Origin of the sequence: Simplicispira hankyongi, from assembly GCF_003570885.1 — a bacterium.
Taxonomy (GTDB): Bacteria; Pseudomonadota; Gammaproteobacteria; order Burkholderiales; family Burkholderiaceae_C; genus Simplicispira; species Simplicispira hankyongi.
Genome location: NZ_QXJC01000002.1, coordinates 1 through 20,152, shown reverse-complemented (window position 1 = coordinate 20,152; position 20,152 = coordinate 1). Strand labels below are relative to the sequence as shown.

Here is a 20,152-nt window from a genome sequence, read left to right as displayed (position 1 = left end):
TAGACGCGCGATCCCACAAATCGCTATTGATTTCCACACCGCCGGACGGCTTGACACCCGCCGTCCTGGGGGAGGGCTGCGCCCGCGCAGCCGCAGGAGCACACCATGAATATCTCTAAATTTTTTATTGATCGCCCGATTTTTGCAGGCGTTCTGTCGTTCTTGATTTTGATCGCAGGGCTTGTCTCCATCCGCGCCCTGCCTATCTCCGAGTACCCCGATGTGGTGCCGCCGCAAGTGGTGGTACGCGCCCAGTATCCCGGCGCCAACCCCAAAGTGATTGCCGCCACCGTGGCCACGCCTCTGGAAGAAGCCATCAACGGCGTGGAAGGCATGCTGTACATGGGCAGCCAAGCCACTACCGATGGTGTGATGACACTAACTGTCACCTTCAAGCTCGGCACCGACCCTGACAAGGCCCAGCAGCTGGTGCAAAACCGCGTATCGCAGGCCGAGCCGCGTTTGCCAGAAGAAGTGCGCCGCTTGGGCATCACCACCATCAAGAGTTCGCCCGACCTGACCATGGTTGTCCACCTGGTGTCGCCCAACAACCGCTACGACATGACGTATTTGCGTAACTACGCCCTGCTGAACGTTAAAGACAGTTTGGCGCGCATTCAGGGCGTTGGCCAAGTGCAGATTTTTGGTGGCGGCGACTACTCCATGCGGGTGTGGCTCGATCCGCAAAAGGTCGCGCAGCGTGGTCTCTCGGCCAGCGATGTGGTGGCCGCCATCCGCGGGCAAAACGTACAGGCCGCCGCAGGCGTAGTGGGCGCCTCGCCCGGCTTGCCAGGCGTCGACATGCAGTTGTCCATTAATGCGCAAGGCCGCCTGAAAACGGTGGAAGAGTTTGGCGACATCATCGTCAAAAGCGCACCCGATGGCGCTATTACCCGCCTGCGCGACATTGGGCGCCTGGAGCTGGGTTCGGCCGACTATTCACTGCGCTCACTGCTGAACAACGACCCCGCTGTGGGCATGGGCGTGTTCCAGGCACCGGGCTCCAACGCGCTCGATGTTTCGTCTGAAGTGCGCAGCACCATGGCCGCGCTGCAAAAAAATATGCCTGAAGGTGTGGAGTTCCGCATTGCGTACGACCCCACGCAGTTTGTGCGCGCATCCATTGAATCGGTCGTGCATACGCTGCTCGAAGCCATCTTGTTGGTGGTACTGGTGGTGATTTTGTTCTTGCAAACCTGGCGCGCATCCATCATCCCGCTGCTGGCGGTGCCGGTGTCGGTGATTGGCACGTTTGCCGTGCTGCACGGCCTTGGTTTCTCGATCAATGCGCTCAGCCTGTTTGGGCTGGTCTTGGCCATCGGCATTGTGGTGGACGACGCCATCGTGGTGGTCGAAAACGTAGAGCGCAACATCGAAGCCGGTCTCTCGCCGCGTGATGCCACGTACCGCGCCATGCGCGAAGTATCGGGCCCCATCATCGCCATCGCCTTGGTGCTGGTGGCGGTGTTTGTGCCGCTGGCATTTATCAGTGGGTTGACCGGCCAGTTTTACCGCCAGTTTGCGGTGACCATCGCCATCTCTACCGTGATCTCGGCGATCAACTCGCTCACGCTGTCACCTGCGCTGGCCGCCCTGCTGCTGCGCGGCCACGATGCGCCCAAGGACGTGTTAACGCGTGGCATGGATCGTACCTTTGGCTGGCTGTTTCGCGGCTTCAACAAGGTGTTCCACCGGGGCTCCGAGGCCTATAGCGGCGGGGTGAAAGGCGTGATCTCGCGCAAAACCCTGATGCTGGTGATTTACCTGGTGCTGGTGGGCGCAACCTTTGGCTTGTTCAAGGTGATTCCTGGCGGTTTTGTGCCGGGCCAGGACAAGCAGTACCTGATCGGCTTCGCGCAGCTGCCTGATGGCGCCACGTTGGACCGCACTGAAGACGTCATTCACCGCATGGGCGACATCATGAAGAAGAACCCTAATGTGGAAGACGCCATTGCTTTCCCAGGCCTCTCTATCAACGGGTTCACCAATAGCTCCAACTCGGGCATCGTGTTCGCAACGCTCAAGCCGTTTTCCGCGCGTGAACGCGCCGACCAAAGTGGCGGTGCGATTGCAGGCCAGCTCAACCAGCAGTTTGCCGGCATTCAAGACGCCTTCATCGTGATGTTTCCTCCGCCGCCAGTATCCGGCCTGGGCACCACGGGCGGCTTCAAGCTGCAACTGGAAGACCGCGCTTCGCTGGGCTACGAGCAGATGGACGCCGCTGTCAAAGCCTTCATGGGCAAGGCCTACCAAACGCCCGAGTTGGCAGGCATGTTCACAAGCTGGCAAGTCAACGTGCCGCAGCTGTATGCCGACATTGACCGCACCAAGGCGCGCCAGCTGGGCGTGTCGGTGACCGATATTTTCGACACCATGCAGATCTATCTGGGCAGCCTGTACGCCAACGACTTCAACCAGTTTGGCCGCACCTACAGCGTGCGTGTGCAAGCCGATGCGCCATACCGCGCACGCGCTGAAGACATTGGCTTGTTGAAAGTGCGCTCCACCACGGGCGAGATGGTGCCGCTGTCGGCCTTGATGAAGGTGGACTCCAGCTTTGGGCCCGAACGCGCCATGCGCTACAACGGCTACCTCGCGGCCGACATCAACGGCGGCGCAGCGCCGGGCTACTCCAGCGGGCAAGCGCGCGCTGCCATTGAGCGCATCGCCGCCGAGACCTTGCCCAAAGGCATCAGCTTTGAATGGACCGAGCTGACGTACCAGGAAATTTTGGCGGGCAACTCTGCCTCGCTGGTGTTCCCCTTGGCCATCTTGCTGGTGTTTTTGGTACTGGCCGCGCAGTACGAAAGCCTGACGCTTCCGGTCGCCATCATCCTGATCGTTCCCATGGGCTTGCTCGCCGCCATGACCGGCGTGTGGCTTTCGCATGGCGACAACAACGTGTTCACGCAGATCGGACTCATCGTGCTGGTGGGACTGTCCGCCAAAAACGCGATCTTGATTGTGGAGTTTGCCCGCGAGCTGGAGTTTGCTGGCCGCACGCCCGTCGCCGCCGCCATTGAGGCCAGCCGCTTGCGGCTGCGCCCGATTTTGATGACCTCACTGGCTTTTGTGATGGGCGTCCTGCCGCTGGTGCTCGCCACTGGCGCAGGCTCGGAAATGCGCCGCGCCATGGGCGTGGCCGTGTTCTCAGGAATGATCGGCGTGACCGCATTCGGTCTGTTCCTCACGCCTGTTTTCTATGTGCTGATGCGCCGCCTGGCGGGCAACCGGCCCCTGCAACACCACGGCGATGTTGCACTGGCGGAAGAAATCGTCTCTACCCCGCGCGGTGCTGGCGGCGGCGCCCACCTTGCGCCAGCAGCCGCGCGCAAAGCGCACGAATAACTGTCCCACAGACATCCACACGTACGGACTATCGACCATGACACACCGTTTCATATTTCCATTGCGCAGCGCGTTGCTTCCTCTGGTTGCAGCGCTGGCCATTGCCGGCTGCGCCAGCGCGCCTACCCAGGCGCCCGAACCGCTCACGCCGCCGAGTCAATTCAAGGAGCAAGCGCCTGGCGCACCGCGCTGGGTAGCAGCCGCCCCTGCCGAAGCCCAAGCCCGCGGCGCCTGGTGGCTGGTGTTTGGAGACCCCAGCCTCACCGCGCTCGTGGAACGCGCCGGCGAGCACAACACCAGCATTCAGGAAGCAGCGGCCCGATTGGCGCAAGCCCACGCATTGCTGCGCCAAGCCGATGCGGACCGACTGCCGCAAGTGGGGCTGAATGCATCCAGCAGCCGGCAGGCAGGCGCCAACACGGTTGGCGGCACAAGCCCCGCCGCGCTGCACACGGCGGGCGCCAGCGTGTCGTATGAACTGGACCTGTTTGGCCGGCTGGCAGGTGCCAGCACCGCCGCAGCCCTGGATGCGCAGGCGCGCGATGCCTTGCTGCAAAGCACCCGTCTCGCCGTGCAAACAGATACCGCGCAAACCTACTTGGCACTGCGCGCGCTAGACGCGGAAATCGCCCTGGTGCGCGGCACTGTCGATGCCTACCAGGACACCTTGCGCCTGACTGAGCGCCGCTTCCAGGCGGGCGACATTGCGGAGTTAGATGTGGAGCGCGTACGCACCGAAGTCGCATCCACCGAAGCCGACGCCTTTGCGCTGGACCGCCGCCGCGCTGCGCTCGAGCATGCCCTGGCAGCGTTGGTGGGCGATGCCGCATCGAGCTTCAGCGTGCCAGTGACCACCTGGACCACCGCGCTACCCACCATCCCGGCCGGCGTGCCCGCCACCGTGCTGACCCGCCGCCCGGATGTGTCGGCAGCGCAAAGCAGTTTGATGGCGGCCCAGGCCCGCTTGGGCGTCGTACGTACCGCGTGGTTCCCCGACATTGCGCTCACCGCCAACGGCGGCTATGCGTCCACGGACATCGGTGACTTGCTGAAATGGTCCTCTCGCGCATGGGGTGTCAGTGCGCTGCTGTCGCTACCCATCTTTGACGGTGGCCGGCGCGACGCCGCTGTACAAGGCGCCCGCGCCCAGCTTGACGCTGCGGGCGCCAGCTACCGCGGTCAGGTGTTGGTGGCATTTCGCGAAGTCGAAGACCAACTCTCCAGCCTGCGCCTGCTGCACGATCAAGCAGAAGCGCAAGCCCGCGCGGTTCGCTCCGCACAAAGCGCCACCGCCATGTCGGACACGCGCTACCGCAACGGCTATGTGAGCCAGCTCGATTTGCTCGACGCGCGGCGCAGCGAACTTAGCAATCGTCGCCAGGCGCTACAGGTGCGAGCCAGCCAGTACGACGCAACCGTGGGGTTGATTCGCTCATTGGGTGGCGACTGGGGTCCTTTACCAGCTATTCCAACCTCCTATGCACTGACGGGACATCGCAGGAATTAGACGGCTGCGCGAAAATTCACCCCAAAGTCGAAGCTGACCCACCTACCGACGAGTCAGCTTCGGTATGGGTCGTACAAACCAGATTCTGACGCCGTTCCCGCGCGACACGCTGCTGTACAACGTGAAGCTGGCGCTAATGGGCCCTTGCTGTATCTACTATTGATCCGGCCCCATGAAGTCTTAACCCGCAGCGTATTTGACTCGTTGGTCTTGGAAGAAACTCATGACACGCTCGAGGGACTTCTCCAGCATGGTCATGTGCTCATTGGCTGCATCGCGCAGCCGGGCCTTGGTACGCACGGGAACACAGTTTCCCATGGCTTGTTTCAAGTCGGTATTGAGCCTCTCCTCCGGATTAGGGTTTGAAAAGCGCGCGGCGTGCGATTGGAAATCCCGACTGATGCGCTGTCTATCCTGGCACAAGGGCCGAAAATGACGAGCGCTACACCGGCCCGGCCACGTCCATCTGCGAGGCCCGCGCTAGCGCCTGCGTGTCGATGTTCTCCCGGATGTTCGTCACTTTGCCATCTCGGACGGTGATGGCGAACACCCAATCGTCCTCGAACGTCTTATCCGTGGCTTTGATCCTGCCCCAAGCGGAGCCGACTATCAGTACCCGGTCACCTTGCGTCACAAACTCGGGGAGACCGCGGAAATGAGTCTCCACCGTTTCGGATGCCTTTTGCAGAAAGTCCCGCAATCCGGCGTGCCCGCGGTGCGTACCGGCCAGGGGCCAGTCCTCGCCCGGAATGATCCACTCGATGTCTTCGGTACACAGCGCCAGCAGGCCTTGGCTATCACCGCGGCCAGTCGCTGCAAAGAAATCCTTCACAACCTCGACATTCTCTTGTGCGCTCATCGAAATCTCTCCGTTTTCCTTATATCGGATCGTGCCCGATCTCATCGGATACTTTGTAGACCTGCCGGTGAGGACGGGGTGTCTGTGATTCAGCCGATCTCAACGTTCAGGGCGATGTCCCAGGTGCTGGCCCCGTTCTTGGCCAAGCCAATCATCATCAGACCGAGCGCCTCGAGTGTCGCTGCCATGTGCAGGCCGCCGACATCCAACGGACGCAGCCCGAGACTCTTGAGGAAAGTTGCGACGCGTGCCTTGGCCTCCGCATCATCGGCTGCGATGAACGCGTCGAGGTGTCCATCCTTGGCAAGGACGTGGCCGAAGATGGTGTTGAACGCCTTCACGACATGCGCGCCGGCGGGGAGGCCCTTGGCGGTCTCCTGCGCACCAGAACTACCGTGGGGGGTAACGAGGCCCGAAAGGTCTGGAGCAACCGGGTTGGTGATGTCGATGATCACCTTGCCGTCGAGCGCGTCGCCAAAGTCGGCCACCACCGCAGCCGCACCAGTGTATGGCACGGCCAGGATGACGATGTCGCCCGCCGGCGCGGTGCCGTACATCCCTGTGACCGCTCCGGCTGCGAACTTGTCTGTCAGAGCCTGCGCCTTTGCGGTGTCGCGGCTGACTACCTCGACAGTGTGTCCAGCCTTGGCGGCACGGCCGGCGATAGCCGTGGCCATGGTTCCTGAACCAATGATGCTGATGGTACTCATGTGTGTTTTCCTAGTGCGTTGGGGTATTGCTGGCAGTCTCTATACTGAGCATCCCCCAGTTGAAATTTCCTGTGTGCCGAGCCATGTGGGTAATCCCTCAACCCATGCCGGGTCGACAGAGTCTTTGGTCGAACGGACCACGGCAACGCGACATGGTTATCCGCCGGGGTCGTTGCGACTGGGCTCCCTGCCGTCAGCTCATCAGCCGGCAGGGAAGTAATGGCCGTTGTCCAAATCGGCGAGCATGCCGGGCTGAGTGGGATCCCAGCCGAGAATCTGGCGGGTGATGGCGCTGGACGCGGCGACGTCCAGCTTGACCAGATTCGCGAGGAACCCGAAAAAGCCCGGCAGCATCAGCTCATCTGCGGGAATCGGCACGGCTGGCAGGTTCAAGCGGTTGCCGATGGCTTCGGCGATATCGCGGAACGGAATAGCCTCGTCGGCAACCGCATGCCAATTCCTGCCGGCGGGGCTCTTCTCCAGCGCCAGACGGAACACGACGGCGAGGTCACGGGCGTGCACGGCCGACCAATTGTTCTTGCCATCGCCGGGATAGCCGACGACACCCTTCTCCTTTGCAAGTCCGATCAGTATCGGGAGGAAGCCGGTGTTATCGGTCGTGCTGTGGATGATGGTAGGAATCCGCACGACCGAGGACCGCACGCCCTGCTTGGCGAGACCCAGTACGGCCGTTTCTACGACGTTACGAACTCGCAAGGTGCCCTTGAACTTCTCGCCGCCAGAGAGAGTGGGATCCTCCTCAGTGGCTGGGCGGCCGAGATGTTCCCAACCCGGCGAGCCGATACTCCCCGAGGTGACCAGCGGCTTTCCGGTCCCCTTCAGAGCCTCACCGTATGCGAGCATGATCTTTTGCTCCGCGGCAGCCACCGCGTCGAGGCCTCCGGTGGGAAGCAGATCCTGCCGATGCGCGACGTGGATGACGCCGTCGGAGGCTGCGGCCGCCGCTTTTAGCCCGTCGAGATCATCGAGGTCGCCGCGGCGCGCCTTGGCGCCAAGCGCTGACACTGCCTCTGCAGACTTGTCCGAGCGGGCAAGCGCAGTAACCTCGTGGCCGGCTGCGATGAGGTTGGAAATGATATAGGGACCGGAATGGCCGGTCCCGCCGGTAACGAATATGTGCATGATAGTGCTCCTTGTGGGTGATGGGATGCGAGAGGGATGGTGCGTTTCCTCAGCCGAGGAGGCTGACGCCGATCGAGAAGTTGGTGTGTTTGACAGAGTGGGCGAGGAGCCCCAGCGACAGCAGGCAGGCGTGCTCAAGCGTCAGCGCCATGGATAGCTGTCCGGTATCCATCGGACGCAATCCGAGGCTCTCGATGAATGCCGAGACGCGCGCCTTTGCCGGCGCGTCGTCCCCTGCGATGAACACGTCCAAGGGACGGCCATCGACTGGACCCGCCGCCAGGACATGGGAAAACAGGGTGTTGAATGCCTTGACGACATCAGCGTTCGATGGCGCGGCCTTGGCAATCTCCTGCGCGCCGAAGCTGTTCTTTGGAGTCACGAAGTCGGTGAAGTCAGAGTTGATGGGGTTGGTGACGTCGACGAGGACTTTGCCTGCCAGCCCCATGCCGTACTGCTCCACCACATCGAGCACGGCGGAGTAGGGAACCGCCAGGATGACGATGTCTCCGGCCGGCACGGCGCCGTACATCCCTGTCGTTGCGCCAGCTCCGAGCTGCTCGGCCAGCAGCCGCGCGTTCGCGGCGTCGCGACTCATCACCTCGACTGTGTGTCCGGCCTTGACGGCAAGGCCGCCTATCGCTGCGGCGATCCCGCCTGATCCGATAATGCTGATATTGCTCATGCTGTGTCTTTTCTGTTGTCGGACAGTGCCTCTGTTCCTATTGGCGCAAAGCCGCTGTATCATGCGGATCATCGATCCATATTTCGATTGGAAGCAATCGAACCATTGATCCGATTATATGGATCAATGGTTCGTTTGTCAAAAACCCTATGCGAGCTGACGCCAAAAGAAATTACAGCCACCTACTTTCGGTCGCCCGCGGCGTCGTCGCAGAGCATGGTGTCGACGCGTCAATGCGAGATATCGCCCGCCGGGCCGACGTAGGTCTGGCCACACTGCTTCGCCATTTCCCGACGCGAGAAGCCTTGTTCGATGCATTGGTGCGTACGAACCTGGACGCACTGACACAGAGAGCAGGTGAACTCGAAGCGTCGACTGCACCTGGCGAAGCTCTCTTGTCCTGGTTTCGTGAATGGGTGGTATTCACGCAAAGCTATAGGGGCGTTGTCGCTCTGATGGCGGCCGCCCACACGAACCCGGACTCCGCTCTTTATGCTTCATGCGCAGCGGTGCACTCAGCGAGCGCTCGACTTCTGCTCCGTGCTCAGGCCGAAGGTACGGCGCGCAATGATATGAATGGGGACGACCTGTTCGGCCTGATGTCGGCGCTCGGCTGGCTCGTTGACCTACCCTCATTCGCGCCACGGGCCGATCATCTCTTTCACATTGTCGCGAGCGCCATCCTCACAAATCGGCCTGGCAACGGCGTCAAGAAGGCCACGCGTTGAGTCACATCGGCATCGGATGGTCGCCAGGGATCAGTCGAACTTGACCAAGTCCTTGAAGATCAATTGACCCCAGCTATTCCCGCGCGCCTGCACAAGTAGTCCGCCTTCGGAAAGCCCGCCAAGTTTGATCGGGGAGAAGCCGAGATTTTCCGCAAGCGCACCAATCTGCGCTGCTGCGCCGTCATCGTCGCTCGCGAGGAACACGACTCTCCTACCACCATGTACGGTCGGCTCCTGGGCAAGGACGGCAGCGCCCAGATGGTTGAAACCCTTCACCAGTTTTCCACCAGTGAACGCCTGCGCGACTGCTCTGGAAGAAGGTTGTCCTTGCAGTTGCTCAGGGGGCACGCCGTAGGCGTTGGTCACATCGACTACGGTCTTGTTCTTCCAGCTCGGTAGAGCCTTCGCGACGTCCTCGTGCGACTCGAAACGGACGGCCAAAAAGACGATGTCCGCTTTGACGGCTTCCGCTAGTTTTTTGGGAATGATCGTAGGTCCGATCGCAGCCGCAGCGGAGGCAAAGCTTTCTGGGTCGCGAGTGGTTGCAACAGATACTTCGATTCCCTTGCGGGCAAACGCCTTTGCTAGTGCCTGGCCAATATTGCCGAAGCCAATGATTGCGTAGCTCATATGTTCTCCTTGGGTTTAGTACGCCCGACGACGCTCCGCATTCGAATGGAGCGCCCGGTCGGGCGTAGTGCGTTAAATTTGCGCGAGGCCGCCGTCGACGGCAATCTCGCTGGCGGTCATGAAGCTGCTGTCCGACGAGGCGAGGAAGGCAGCTGCTGCCCCGATCTCTGCTGGGTCGGCCATTCGCTGTAGCGGATTCATCGCGGCGAATACTTTCATGCCTTCCTCTCCTAGCGCTTCCTTTGCAAGTTCGGTCGCCGTTGGTCCCGGCGACAGCACGTTGACCCGGATGCCGGTGCCCTTAAGGTCTTCCGCCCAGGTCCGCGCGAGGTTACGCACTGCTGCCTTACTCGCGCTGTAGACGCTGAATGCTGGGGCGCCTGTGGTGCCGGCGCTCGATCCAGTCAAAATTATCGAACCGCCATCGCCCATCAGCGGGAGCGCCTTCTGAACTGTGAAGATGGTCCCTTTCACATTGGTCTCGAACGTCTCGTCAATGTGCTCAGCGGTAAGCTTGCCGAGCGGGAGGGGCCCTCCCGCTCCGGCATTCGCAAAGACGATGTCGAGGGTGCCGCGCTCAGCCTTCACCGCCGCGTAGAGTCTGTCAAGGGCAACCAGATCGGAGACCGAGCCTTTCACCGCGCGGGCATTAGGCCCCAGGTCGGCCACAGCGGCGTCGAGCGCCTCCTGCCGACGGCCGAAGATGAAGACGAAAGCGCCCTCCTCAATGAAGCGCTTTGCCGCGGCGCGGCCGATGCCGGTAGCGCCACCGGTGATCACCGCGGTCTTCCCATTCAGTCGGTTCATGTCATATGTCCTTCGTTGGAGTTGCGCGGAAGCAAGGATCTGCTTGCTCGCGGGCCAAGATGCAGTTGTGGCAACCTTAAAACGGATCGCCAGCGTGATGTGGCAGCGCCAATGGCATCTCCAATGGAGACGGGCGTGACGTACGGACTTCGAGTCGCCGCCAGCCAATGCGGGCCACGCGAAGTGGCAATGCGCACGGGAATGTCGACTCGGGCGAAGTAATGGGCCACGGCGGAGCCAACGCTGCCAGCACCGATGATGGAATAGGTCATGAACTTCTCTTGGAAGTCAATGGATGGTCAGGCCGCGAAGGCGGCGATGTCCTGCAAGGCCTGCCCGACGGCGGCATCCTTGACGTCGGCACCCATGGCGAGGCCTTCGGCGCGTACCACGGTGGTATCTGTCATGCCCAAGAACGCCAGTAAAGCCAGCAAATAGCTCTCCTGGTGCTCGATGGCCGCACGCGGGGATCCCTGGGCGTAGATCCCACCACGGGATGATGCGACGAACGCTTTCTTGCCGACCAGCAAGCCTTCGGGGCCGATGGACGTGTAGTGGAAAGTCTTCCCCGCAATTGCGATGCGGTCGATCCAGGACTTGAGTGGTGTCGGGATGGACAGGTTGTACATCGGCGCACCAATCACCACAATGTCCGCGGCGAGGAGTTCCGACAAGTAGGCGTTGCCCTTGACCAAGTCGGCGGTGATGACCTCGTCTTCGACCTGTGCACCCTGCCAGGCGGCCATATGCGTTCCTGTGAGGTGCAGAGCCGGGTCAGCCGCAAGATCGCGGTAGACGACCTGTAAGCCAGGGTGCAAGACGCGTTGCCGCGCAACAATTTCCGCAGAAAGCTGGCGGCTGACGGACGCAGCGCCAAGAACGCTGGAATCAAGGTGGAGAAGTTGCATGGGGAAATCCTTTCGGTGAACGCCTATTGGGGCGCATGGGGGGTGGGATTCATCTGCGCATCAGCCGGATGAATCAGCTGGATACGAATGGTGCAAGCAAACAGTTATCTAGAAAAGACGGTATATTGAGAACTGAAACATCTATATTTGGGATGGATGGAAGTGGCTCATGCTTGATGGCATTTCTCTGGACCAGTTGCGTACCTTCGTGGCCGCGGTCGATGAAGGCAGCTTTTCCGCCGCCGCGCGCAAGCTCAACCGCGTTCAATCCGCCGTGAGCGGTTGGGTCGCTGGCCTGGAGGCGCAGATCGGCGTGACACTGTTCGACCGCAGCGGCCGATTTCCGAAGCTCACGGCAGAGGGGGTACTGCTCCTGGCCGATGCACGCCACATCGTCTCGGGCGTAGACAAGCTCAAGGCAAGGGCCAAACTGATGACCTCCGGCATGGAAGCCGAGCTGTCCGTGGTAGTGGACGTGTTCTTTCCCGCCATTGCCATTAGCCAAGCGGCTAAGGAATTCGCGGAGCGGTTTCCCATCACGCCGCTGAGACTGTTCGTGGAAGGACTAGGCGCCGGTTACGAGCCAGTGCTCGATGGCCGTTGCAGCCTGGGCATCCTCGGCTCTCTGCCCGTGTCATTTCCGTCGCTCGTGAGCGAGCGTCTGGGCGAGATATCGCTGGTGATGGTCGCTGCTGCTGACCACCCGCTGGTCGCGTTCGAAGGTCGGATACCGCGCGAAGAGCTGGGAAAGCACATCCAGTTAGTGCTGACCGATCGCTCGAAGTTGCTGGCGGGCCGGGACTACGGCGTGGTTTCCCCTTTCAACTGGCGGCTCGCCGATCTATCGACCAAGCACGCCTTTCTGAAACAAAGTTTGGGCTGGGGAAGCATGCCGCTGCACATGGTGGATCAAGATGTCTCAGAGGGGCGCCTTGTCATCCTCGACGTCGACGAGATGCCCCGTGCTGGCGTGCGGATCGCGACATCCGCGTATCACTTGGCAGCTTCACCTCCTGGCCCTGCAGGCCGGTGGTTGATTGATCGCCTCAAAAGTGTCTAGTTGAATCATGCGGCTCTTAGCTGCGCTCCAGTAGGCGGAAGGTCTCGCTGAGATGCCGAGTGCAGCTGTTTGAGATGACGGAGCAGCTCGCTCGGCGGGGTTGCGGCGATGTGAGTGATCGCTGCAGGAGCGGTTCGCGAGCGGCAAAAGGGGAGCTATCGGCTGGCTTGAAGGCTTGCGAGTCGAGCGGAATCCGGGAACTCTGGATGTTTACGACTTTAGTCGGCACGCCTCAAGTATCGATAGCCTGGAAACCCGCATGGATGCTGGGCCTGTGTTTACGACTTTAATTTCCCAGAATAGGGGCAACATCAGATCAACGGGCAGAACGATTGGAAACGTATTGCTCAGAAATGCCAAGAGGCGTATTGTGATTCGTCGGCCTTGACGGCCGATGCCGGCGGCAGTGGTCGATCAGAAGGTACTTGCCGGTGACGCAGCCGCCGAGACAAACCCGGTTGCGTAGGCGCAATGGAGAACGAGATGAATCCCAGCGTTCAATCCAAGGTGGCGTACAAGGGCAACGACCGGCTGCTGTTCGGCATCATCATGGGCGTCATCGCGTTCTGGCTGTTTGCCCAGACGACACTCAACATTGCACCCGACATGGGCCGCGACCTGGGCATGGATGCGAGCACGATGAACGTCGCGGTAGCCATCACCTCGCTGTTCTCGGGCATCTTCATCGTGGTGATGGGCGGCTTGGCCGATCGTATCGGCCGGCTGAAGATCACACGCATCGGCTTTTACCTGAGCATTGCCGGCTCGCTGCTGGTGGCCATCACGCCGCAGGGGCAGCTGGCTGCGCCCGTCATGCTGTTGGGCCGTGCGCTGCAAGGCCTGTCGGCTGCCTGCATCATGCCTGCCAGTCTGGCGCTGGTGAAAGCATTTTGGGAGGGCTCCGAGCGCCAGCGTGCCATCAGCATGTGGTCGATCGGTTCGTGGGGCGGTTCAGGCCTGTGCGCGCTGTTCGGCGGCTTGATGTCGCAGCACTTCGGTTGGCGCTCGATCTTCTGGGTGGCCATCGCCGTCAGCGTGCTCGGCCTGTGGATGATGCACGGCGCACCCGAGAACAGGGCCGACACCAAGGGTGGGTACAGCTTCGACCTGTCTGGCGTGCTGGCTTTCATGGTCACCATGGTGGCACTGCAGGTGCTGGTGACCCAGGGCAACAAGCTGGGGTGGACCAGTCCGGTCGGCCTGGGTCTGCTGGCGGTAACAGTGGTCTTCGGCTGGCTGTTTTTCCGCTTCGAAGACAAGGCGCCAAATGCGTTCTTTGATTTCAGCCTGTTCAAGAACGCGACCTACACCGGCGCGACGATTTCCAACTTCCTGGTCAACGGTACCGCTGGCACGCTGATCGTGTCGCTGCAACTGGTGCAGATCGGTGGCGGTATGAACGCCCAACAGGCCGGCTTTCTGACGCTGGGCTACGCGATTGCCATCATCGCCTTCATTCGCGTGGGCGAGAAGCTGCTGCAGCACTTCGGGCCGCGCAAGCCGATGGTCTGGGGCTGTCTGATCACGGGCCTGGCGATTCTGTTGGTGTCGCCTGCCAATCTGCTGCTGTCGGACTACAAGATCCTCGCGAGCGTCGGCTATGCCCTGTTCGGTGTCGGTCTGGCGTTCTATGCGACGCCGTCGACCGATGCGGCGCTGTCGAACCTTCCGGCGGCCCAGGCGGGCTCGGGTTCGGGCATTTACAAGATGGCTTCGTCGCTCGGCGCTGCCTTCGGCGTGGCGATCTCCGCCGCCCTTTTCACTGCGCTCAGCGGCGACAGAGCGGGCATGCACTGGCTGGAAGGGGTGATCACCTTCAGTGGCCGCCAGGACAACCTGGCCGTGCGGGAAGCCGCCATCGTTGCACTGGGCTTCAACGTGCTGATGGTCGTGATGGCCATTGTCTCCATCATGCTCACGGTGCCTAAGGGGACGAAGGCGCAGGCCTGAATCCCCAACTGTCATGTCAAGCGCCGACGATTCCCTCAAGCACGCTGTCTACCGGATATCTTTCAACCTTGCTTCATCACTTCTGGAGTTGCCATGAATGCCCTCACCCAAGCTCTCGGCTCGGTCGGACCCACCCTGATGGCCGAACTTGAAGCACTCTACAAAGACCTTCACCAGCATCCCGAGTTGTCGATGCAGGAAGTCCGCACCGCGAAGATCGTCGCCGACGCGATGCAGGGCCTCGGCTACGAGGTGACGCGCAACGTCGGCGTGACCGGCGTGGTCTGCGTGATGAAGAACGGCGCCGGCCCGACCGTAATGCTGCGCGCGGATATGGACGCGCTACCGATGGCCGAGAACACCGGGCTGCCCTATGCCAGCACCGTGACGGTACGCGACGCGGAAGGTGTCGAGGTCGGCGTGGCACATTCGTGCGGCCATGACATGCACGTGACCTGGATGATCGGCGCCGCGCGCATCCTGTCCACGAACCGCGCGGCCTGGCAGGGCACGCTGATGGTCGTGTTCCAGCCAGGCGAGGAAACGGCCGAGGGCGCGAATGCCATGGTGCGCGACTGGGGCGCAGGCCGCTTCCCAAAACCCGACATCATCCTCGGCCAGCACGTGATGGTCGGTGCCGCCGGCACCGTGAGTTACCGTCCCGGCGTCACACTGTCGGCCGGAGACAGCCTGAAGATCAAGCTCTTCGGGCGCGGCTCACACGGTTCACAGCCGCAAACCTCGATAGATCCGGTCATCATGGCAGCCGCGACCACGCTGCGCCTGCAGACCATCGTCTCGCGGGAGATCGCACCGACCGAGCCGGCGGTGCTCACGATCGGCTCGCTGCAGGCTGGCACCAAGGAAAACATCATTCCCGACGATGCCACCATCAAGTTGAACATGCGCACCTTCAGCGAGGACACGCGTGAGTACATGCTCAAGTCGATCCGCCGCATTTGCTGCGCCGAGTGCGATGCCTCCGGTGCCGAGCGGCCGCCCGAGTTCACCACCATCAACAGTTACCCGCTGACCGAGAACGACCTTGTCGCGACACAAAAGGTGGCGCAGGCGTTCGGCCACCAGTTTGGCAAGAACGCCTCACTGGCACTCAGCCCAGCGTCGGCCAGTGAAGATTTCAGCATCTTCGGCCGCACTTGGGGCGTGCCCTATGTGTTCTGGTTCGTCGGCGGCACCGACCCAGCGGTGTACGCCAAGGCCCAGCAGGAAAAAACCGTCAACAAGATTCCCAGCAACCACTCGCCGAAGTTCGCGCCGCAGATCCACCCGACGCTCGAGACAGGCTTGCAGGCCATGCTGACCGCCGCTGCCGCGTGGCTGTGCCCCCCGGTGCCACGGCCTGAAACGAACACATGAACGTCCACGAATTGGCACTTGCCGGCCTGAACGACCACCGCCTGTTCACAACGCTCGATCTGGCGGGCACATTCGCCTTTGCCATCAGCGGTGCCGTCGCTGCCAGAGACCGCGGCCTCGACTGGTTCGGCGTCGTCGCGATAGCGTTCACGGTCGCTTGCGGCGGGGGCGTGCTGCGCGACCTGTGCATCGGCGCTGTGCCGCCGGCCGGGCTGACCGATTGGCGCTACCTTGCCGTTGCCATGGCGGCAGCCTTGATGACGATAGCCGCAAACACGCTGGTCGTGCGCCTGGCGCACCCGGTGATTCTCTTCGACTCCATCGGCCTGGGACTCTTTGCCGTGACCGGCGCGCAGAAGGCCATGATCTTTGGCCATAACGCGGAGGTGGCGGTTCTGCTGGGCATAGTCACTGCCGTGGGCGGTGGCGTGGTGCGTGACGTGCTGCTCAATCGGGTGCCGGTGATCCTTCAGCGTGAGATCTATGCGTCGGCTGCGCTGGTGGGTGCCAGCATTGAAGTGTTTGGCGAGCATCTAGGATGGTTGTCGAGCAGTAGAACCTGGGTTGCTTTAGTGGCGTGCTTTGCGTTTCGTTATCTATCGCTGCACTACAAGTGGAACCTGCCGCACTCTTCCGAACACGACGGCAACGGCTCGGAATAGGGCCTGCTAGACAGCAGGGTCGTCGTTTCGTGATGCAGCAGGTATCCGTTCTGTCTGACCAATGCGTGCAGCATCGGCCTTGAACCGCCCCGGGTGATTCAGTCTCCACGTTGCGCTATTCGTCCATATGAGAGATCCTTAGTGGAAAGGGGGACTCCCATGATTAAACTGGTTCTACTGAGGGTTGACGGGCAGACTTACGCTCTGCCGCTGGCCGCGGTGGACCGTGTCCTGCGCATGGTTGAAATTACGCCGCTGCCAGGGGCGCCTGAAGTCGTCGTGGGGGTCATCAATATCCAGGGCGAAGTGGTCGCGATCGTTAGCATCCGCAAGCGCCTTGGCCTTGCTCCGCGGGCAGTCGTAGCGGCCGACAGTCTGGTTGTGGTGCGTGCACGCACCAGGCGACTCGCCATCATCGCGGAGTCCGTCTTGGGTGTAGTCGAACGTCCGGCTGATGCTGTCGTGTGCACCGGTGACATTGTCGGAGGCACCCCTCAAATTGAGGGCGTGCTCAAGACGCACGATGGTCTGGTTTTGATTCAGGATCTGGATCGGTTCTTTTCTCCAGAGGAAGAGCAGTCTTTGGATTTGGCGTTGGAAAAGCACTGACCGACGTGCATCGATATGCCGATTTCCTTGCCCGACTCGTTACTGTCGCTCCTGAGCGATTTGCTCGAATCGCAGATGGGGCTTTACTTCCCGAGAGCGCGATGGCGTGATCTGGAGCGCGGCATCGTCGCTGCATCCCACAAGTCGGGATACCCGCAAGCTGAAGACTATATCCGGTGGCTTCTTGCTGCGCCTCTGACGCGAGCGCAAATAGAGATGCTTGCGAGCCACTTGACGGTAGGCGAGACCTATTTCTTCCGCGAAAAAAGAAGTCTCGACATTCTTGAGCAGCAGATCCTGCCGGAGTTGCTTCGGGCCCGTGCAAAAACCGGAAGGCATATTCGCATTTGGAGTGCGGGATGCTGCAGCGGCGAGGAGCCCTATTCGATCGCGATGTTGCTCGATCGGTTGATCCCCGATCTCGATAAATGGAATGTGACTATCCTGGCGACGGACATTAACCCGCAGTTTCTGCGCAAGGCGGCACAGGGGGTATATGGTGCATGGTCGTTTCGCGACACGCCCGGCAGGCTTAAGGATCAGTATTTCATCCGGCGACAGGACGGAAGCTTCGAAATCCAGCCGCGGATACGCAGGATGGTCACCTTTTCCTATCTCAATCTCGCCGACGATGCTTACCCATCGTGCATGAACAGCATGAATGCGGTGGATGTGATCTTCTGCCGCAACGTGCTTATGTATTTTGCTCAGCAAAGGGCAAAAATGGTCATCGCGAAGCTGCACGGCTTGCTCGTCGATGGGGGTTGGCTGATCACCAGCCCCGCTGAAACCGCGCAAGTGAATCTTTCCGAATTCACCACGGTCGAATTTCCAGGCGCCTTCCTGTATCGCAAGACAGCGGTCGGCGGACCCTTGTCCGTCGCCATCAACTCTCAAGGCATGTTGCATGCTGGAGAGGCTGCAGCAGCCGACGCGCCGGGTCCAACTGCGCCTTTGAAGGTAGCCTGGCCGACCTTCGCGCTCGAAATTCTGCATGCAGAAGGTGGCGTGCACGCGACACAAGCAGAAGAGGCAGACTCGCCCAAGCACGAAGAGCCAGAAACGCCGAGAAGCAAAGCCCGTGCTTGCGCCGATGAGGGTAGGCTCGCCGAAGCGATCGAATGGTGCGAAAAGGCGATTGCCGCCGACAAGCTCAACCCGGCACACTACTATCTGCTTGCTGCTATTTGTCAGGAGCAAGGGCAAAGCGAGACCGCCGAACGTGCCCTTGGGCGCGCGCTTTATTTGGAACCCGATTTCGCGCTGGCCCATTTCGCCTTGGGCAACCTTTGCCTGTCCGGTGGGCGTCAGCGAGAAGCGCAACGGCATTTCGTCAATGCACTGACTCTGCTACGGGCGTGCCCGGCCGATGCCCTGTTGCCGGAGTCGGACGGGTTGAGCGCTGCTCGGTTTGTGGAAATCATCACCTCGGCACAGGCGAGCCTGGGGCACACGTAAGGAGGTTGTCGCATGAGGACGAACCCATCAGGGTCCCGCAAGACCCATCGAGCAGCCATTGATTGGGTCGAAGTGCGCGCCCGCCTGGACACGATTCAAGCTGCCAGCGAACAGGCCTGGGCGCTCGGGAGCGATGAGACCGGACGGATCTTGCATGAGAGAGCGCTAGCACTCGCCTTGGAGCCCGACAGAACGCAAACCATAGATCAAAGCATCGAGGTGGTGGAATTTCTGCTTGCTCATGAGCACTACGCTGTCGAATCCTCTTATGTGCGTGAGGTTTCTTTGCTGGAAAACCTCACTCCGCTACCGTGCACGCCGACCTTCGTGCTTGGCATCGTCAACCTGCATGGCGAGATCGTTTCGGTCGTCGACGTGCGCAAATTCTTCGACCTCCCGCAAACCGGTTTGCCCGATCTGAACAAAGTCATCGTTCTCGGGTCCGGAAGCATGGTGTTCGGCATCCTCGCGGATGCCATCCTTGGCGTGCGCCGCATTGCGCTTGCCGCAATCCAGCCCGCGCTACCCACGCTCACCGGCGTCCGGGAGAAATACCTGAAGGGGGTCACCCCGGAGCGCACGGTGGTTCTCGATGCTGGGAAGCTGCTTGCTGACGAGGAAATCGTGGTGCAGGAACAGGTGGACGGCCAATGATGCCTCGGGCTGGATCCAGAGTGGCAGGCAGAAAAGCATGCATGGAGAAGCAGACATGAAATGGTTTCTGGATCTTACGACCCGCAACAAGCTGTTTGTTTGCTTCGGGCTGATTTTCGCGCTGATCGTTGCAGTGATTGCAAGTGCCTACACAGGCATCAACACCATCCGCGAGTCGCAGAATCGACTCTACCAACAAGACTTCACTAACCTGAGCGAACTACAGGCCCTGCGCGTGTATCAAAACCAGATGCGGGCTTTGATACTTGAAGCACAGCTCTTGAGCAAGCGCGCGGAACAGGATCCGCTGCTGGCGCAAGCCGCGGAACTCTCGAAACAGATTGACCGCCTCATCCTCAACCTCCTTGCGCGGGCGAAGAACGACCCCAAGCAGTTATCGCGGCTAGAGGAGCTGAAATCGGTCTGGCAGGCATTCGCCCAAACGAAGGACTCCGAGGTCATTCCGCTGATCCTCGCCGGCAAGATCGCGGAAGCGGGGCAGCGCACAGTTGGCGTGCAGCAGGAGCGGGAGGAAAAAATTCGCACCATTGCCCAGGAACTCGGCAACGCAGCCCAAGAAAGCGCGCGTCTGGCCGTAGCCAATTCCGATCTACAGGCCCATCAGTCATTTCGCGGTTTTTTGTTTGTCGGGATCGCGGCCTTGGCGATCGGCCTCGTGCTGACACTATTGCTGGAGCGGGTGATCGCAGGGCCGTTGCGCGAGTTGTCGCGCGCCGCCGAACGGGTGGCTGCGAGCGATCTCACTGTCGAGGTCCCCAAGAACAATCGCGCTGACGAGGTCGGCAGCTTGATGCGTGCATTCGGCGCTATGGTCGAGAGCCTGCGGCGCACAACCCGAGAACTAAATGAAGGCGTCGGCGTACTCGCTTCCTCGTCCAGCGAGATTCTTGCCACCACGACGCAAGTGGCGTCCGGTGCGGCGGAGACGGCCAGCGCGGTGAGCGAGACCACGGCAACGGTGGAAGAGGTGAAGCAGGCCGCCGGAGTATCGAGCCAGAAGGCCAAGTACGTCTCGGAGAGCGCGCAGAAGGTGGCG

19 protein-coding genes and 1 pseudogene are annotated in these 20,152 nt (G+C 61.1%); 11 read left to right on the top strand and 9 right to left on the bottom strand.

Annotated elements, in window-relative coordinates; genetic code table 11:
- Positions 1–105 precede the first annotated feature (105 nt).
- Both D3F03_RS06645 and D3F03_RS06640 read left to right on the top strand, forming a co-directional pair.
- On the top strand, positions 106–3,348 hold the full coding sequence (locus D3F03_RS06645; RefSeq protein ID WP_119108625.1) for an efflux RND transporter permease subunit: 3,243 nt from the start codon (positions 106–108) through the stop codon (positions 3,346–3,348).
- 37 nt (positions 3,349–3,385) lie between these two features.
- Positions 3,386–4,855, top strand: coding sequence for an efflux transporter outer membrane subunit (locus D3F03_RS06640; RefSeq protein ID WP_119108624.1), 1,470 nt, complete (start codon positions 3,386–3,388; stop codon positions 4,853–4,855).
- Between the two features lie 180 nt (positions 4,856–5,035).
- Here D3F03_RS06640 and D3F03_RS06635 read toward each other — a convergent pair.
- From D3F03_RS06635 to D3F03_RS06615, 5 genes and pseudogenes are all read right to left on the bottom strand, one after another.
- Positions 5,036–5,212, bottom strand: a pseudogene (locus tag D3F03_RS06635) (IS630 family transposase); the annotation flags it as partial.
- 85 nt (positions 5,213–5,297) lie between these two features.
- Positions 5,298–5,714 carry a nuclear transport factor 2 family protein gene (locus tag D3F03_RS06630; RefSeq protein ID WP_119108623.1) on the bottom strand — a complete coding sequence of 139 codons (417 nt, stop codon included), beginning with the start codon at positions 5,712–5,714 and terminating at the stop codon, positions 5,298–5,300.
- Between the two features lie 89 nt (positions 5,715–5,803).
- Positions 5,804–6,424, bottom strand: coding sequence for an NADPH-dependent F420 reductase (locus tag D3F03_RS06625; protein ID WP_119108622.1), 621 nt, complete (start codon positions 6,422–6,424; stop codon positions 5,804–5,806).
- A gap of 201 nt (positions 6,425–6,625) precedes the next feature.
- Positions 6,626–7,567, bottom strand: a complete 942-nt coding sequence (locus tag D3F03_RS06620) for an SDR family oxidoreductase (protein WP_119108621.1) — start codon at positions 7,565–7,567, stop codon at positions 6,626–6,628.
- A gap of 49 nt (positions 7,568–7,616) precedes the next feature.
- Positions 7,617–8,252 (bottom strand): NADPH-dependent F420 reductase, encoded by a 636-nt coding sequence (locus D3F03_RS06615; RefSeq protein ID WP_119108641.1) that lies wholly within the window; start codon positions 8,250–8,252, stop codon positions 7,617–7,619.
- 149 nt (positions 8,253–8,401) lie between these two features.
- Between D3F03_RS06615 and D3F03_RS06610 the strand changes: the two genes are divergently transcribed.
- The gene (locus D3F03_RS06610) at positions 8,402–8,980 is read left to right on the top strand and encodes a TetR/AcrR family transcriptional regulator (RefSeq protein WP_119108620.1); all 579 of its coding nucleotides are present in this window, start codon (positions 8,402–8,404) and stop codon (positions 8,978–8,980) included.
- A gap of 30 nt (positions 8,981–9,010) precedes the next feature.
- Here the strand turns inward: D3F03_RS06610 and D3F03_RS06605 are convergent, their stop codons facing one another.
- The 4 genes from D3F03_RS06605 to D3F03_RS06590 all read right to left on the bottom strand — a co-directional run bounded on the left by D3F03_RS06605 (position 9,011) and on the right by D3F03_RS06590 (position 11,325).
- Positions 9,011–9,610, bottom strand: coding sequence for an NADPH-dependent F420 reductase (locus D3F03_RS06605; RefSeq protein ID WP_119108619.1), 600 nt, complete (start codon positions 9,608–9,610; stop codon positions 9,011–9,013).
- A gap of 72 nt (positions 9,611–9,682) precedes the next feature.
- Positions 9,683–10,417 (bottom strand): SDR family NAD(P)-dependent oxidoreductase, encoded by a 735-nt coding sequence (locus D3F03_RS06600; protein ID WP_119108618.1) that lies wholly within the window; start codon positions 10,415–10,417, stop codon positions 9,683–9,685.
- A complete protein-coding gene (locus D3F03_RS06595) occupies positions 10,414–10,689 on the bottom strand; it encodes an NAD(P)-binding domain-containing protein (RefSeq protein ID WP_119108617.1) in 276 nt (91 codons plus the stop codon). The genes D3F03_RS06600 and D3F03_RS06595 overlap by 4 nt, the downstream gene beginning before the upstream one ends.
- Before the next feature lie 27 nt (positions 10,690–10,716).
- The gene (locus D3F03_RS06590; protein WP_119108616.1) at positions 10,717–11,325 is read right to left on the bottom strand and encodes an FMN-dependent NADH-azoreductase; all 609 of its coding nucleotides are present in this window, start codon (positions 11,323–11,325) and stop codon (positions 10,717–10,719) included.
- Between the two features lie 169 nt (positions 11,326–11,494).
- On the opposite strand from D3F03_RS06590, the gene D3F03_RS06585 reads away from it, so the two are divergent.
- The 8 genes from D3F03_RS06585 to D3F03_RS06550 all read left to right on the top strand — a co-directional run.
- A complete protein-coding gene (locus D3F03_RS06585; protein ID WP_119108615.1) occupies positions 11,495–12,385 on the top strand; it encodes a LysR family transcriptional regulator in 891 nt (296 codons plus the stop codon).
- A gap of 483 nt (positions 12,386–12,868) precedes the next feature.
- Positions 12,869–14,335 carry an MFS transporter gene (locus tag D3F03_RS06580; protein WP_119108640.1) on the top strand — a complete coding sequence of 489 codons (1,467 nt, stop codon included), beginning with the start codon at positions 12,869–12,871 and terminating at the stop codon, positions 14,333–14,335.
- 93 nt (positions 14,336–14,428) lie between these two features.
- Entirely contained in the window at positions 14,429–15,712 is a 1,284-nt protein-coding gene (locus D3F03_RS06575) for a M20 family metallopeptidase (RefSeq protein WP_119108614.1), read from the top strand.
- A 26-nt stretch (positions 15,713–15,738) separates the two neighbouring features.
- The gene (locus D3F03_RS06570) at positions 15,739–16,374 is read left to right on the top strand and encodes a trimeric intracellular cation channel family protein (protein ID WP_119108639.1); all 636 of its coding nucleotides are present in this window, start codon (positions 15,739–15,741) and stop codon (positions 16,372–16,374) included.
- 159 nt (positions 16,375–16,533) lie between these two features.
- Complete coding sequence (locus D3F03_RS06565; protein ID WP_119108613.1) at positions 16,534–16,983, top strand: chemotaxis protein CheW; 450 nt, start codon at positions 16,534–16,536, stop codon at positions 16,981–16,983.
- A gap of 15 nt (positions 16,984–16,998) precedes the next feature.
- Positions 16,999–18,441, top strand: coding sequence for a CheR family methyltransferase (locus tag D3F03_RS06560; RefSeq protein ID WP_119108612.1), 1,443 nt, complete (start codon positions 16,999–17,001; stop codon positions 18,439–18,441).
- Between the two features lie 12 nt (positions 18,442–18,453).
- Positions 18,454–19,095 carry a chemotaxis protein CheW gene (locus tag D3F03_RS06555; protein ID WP_119108611.1) on the top strand — a complete coding sequence of 214 codons (642 nt, stop codon included), beginning with the start codon at positions 18,454–18,456 and terminating at the stop codon, positions 19,093–19,095.
- Positions 19,096–19,150: 55 nt separating this feature from the next.
- A partial coding sequence (locus D3F03_RS06550; protein ID WP_158606140.1) for a methyl-accepting chemotaxis protein occupies positions 19,151–20,152 on the top strand: 1,002 nt, incomplete at its 3' end.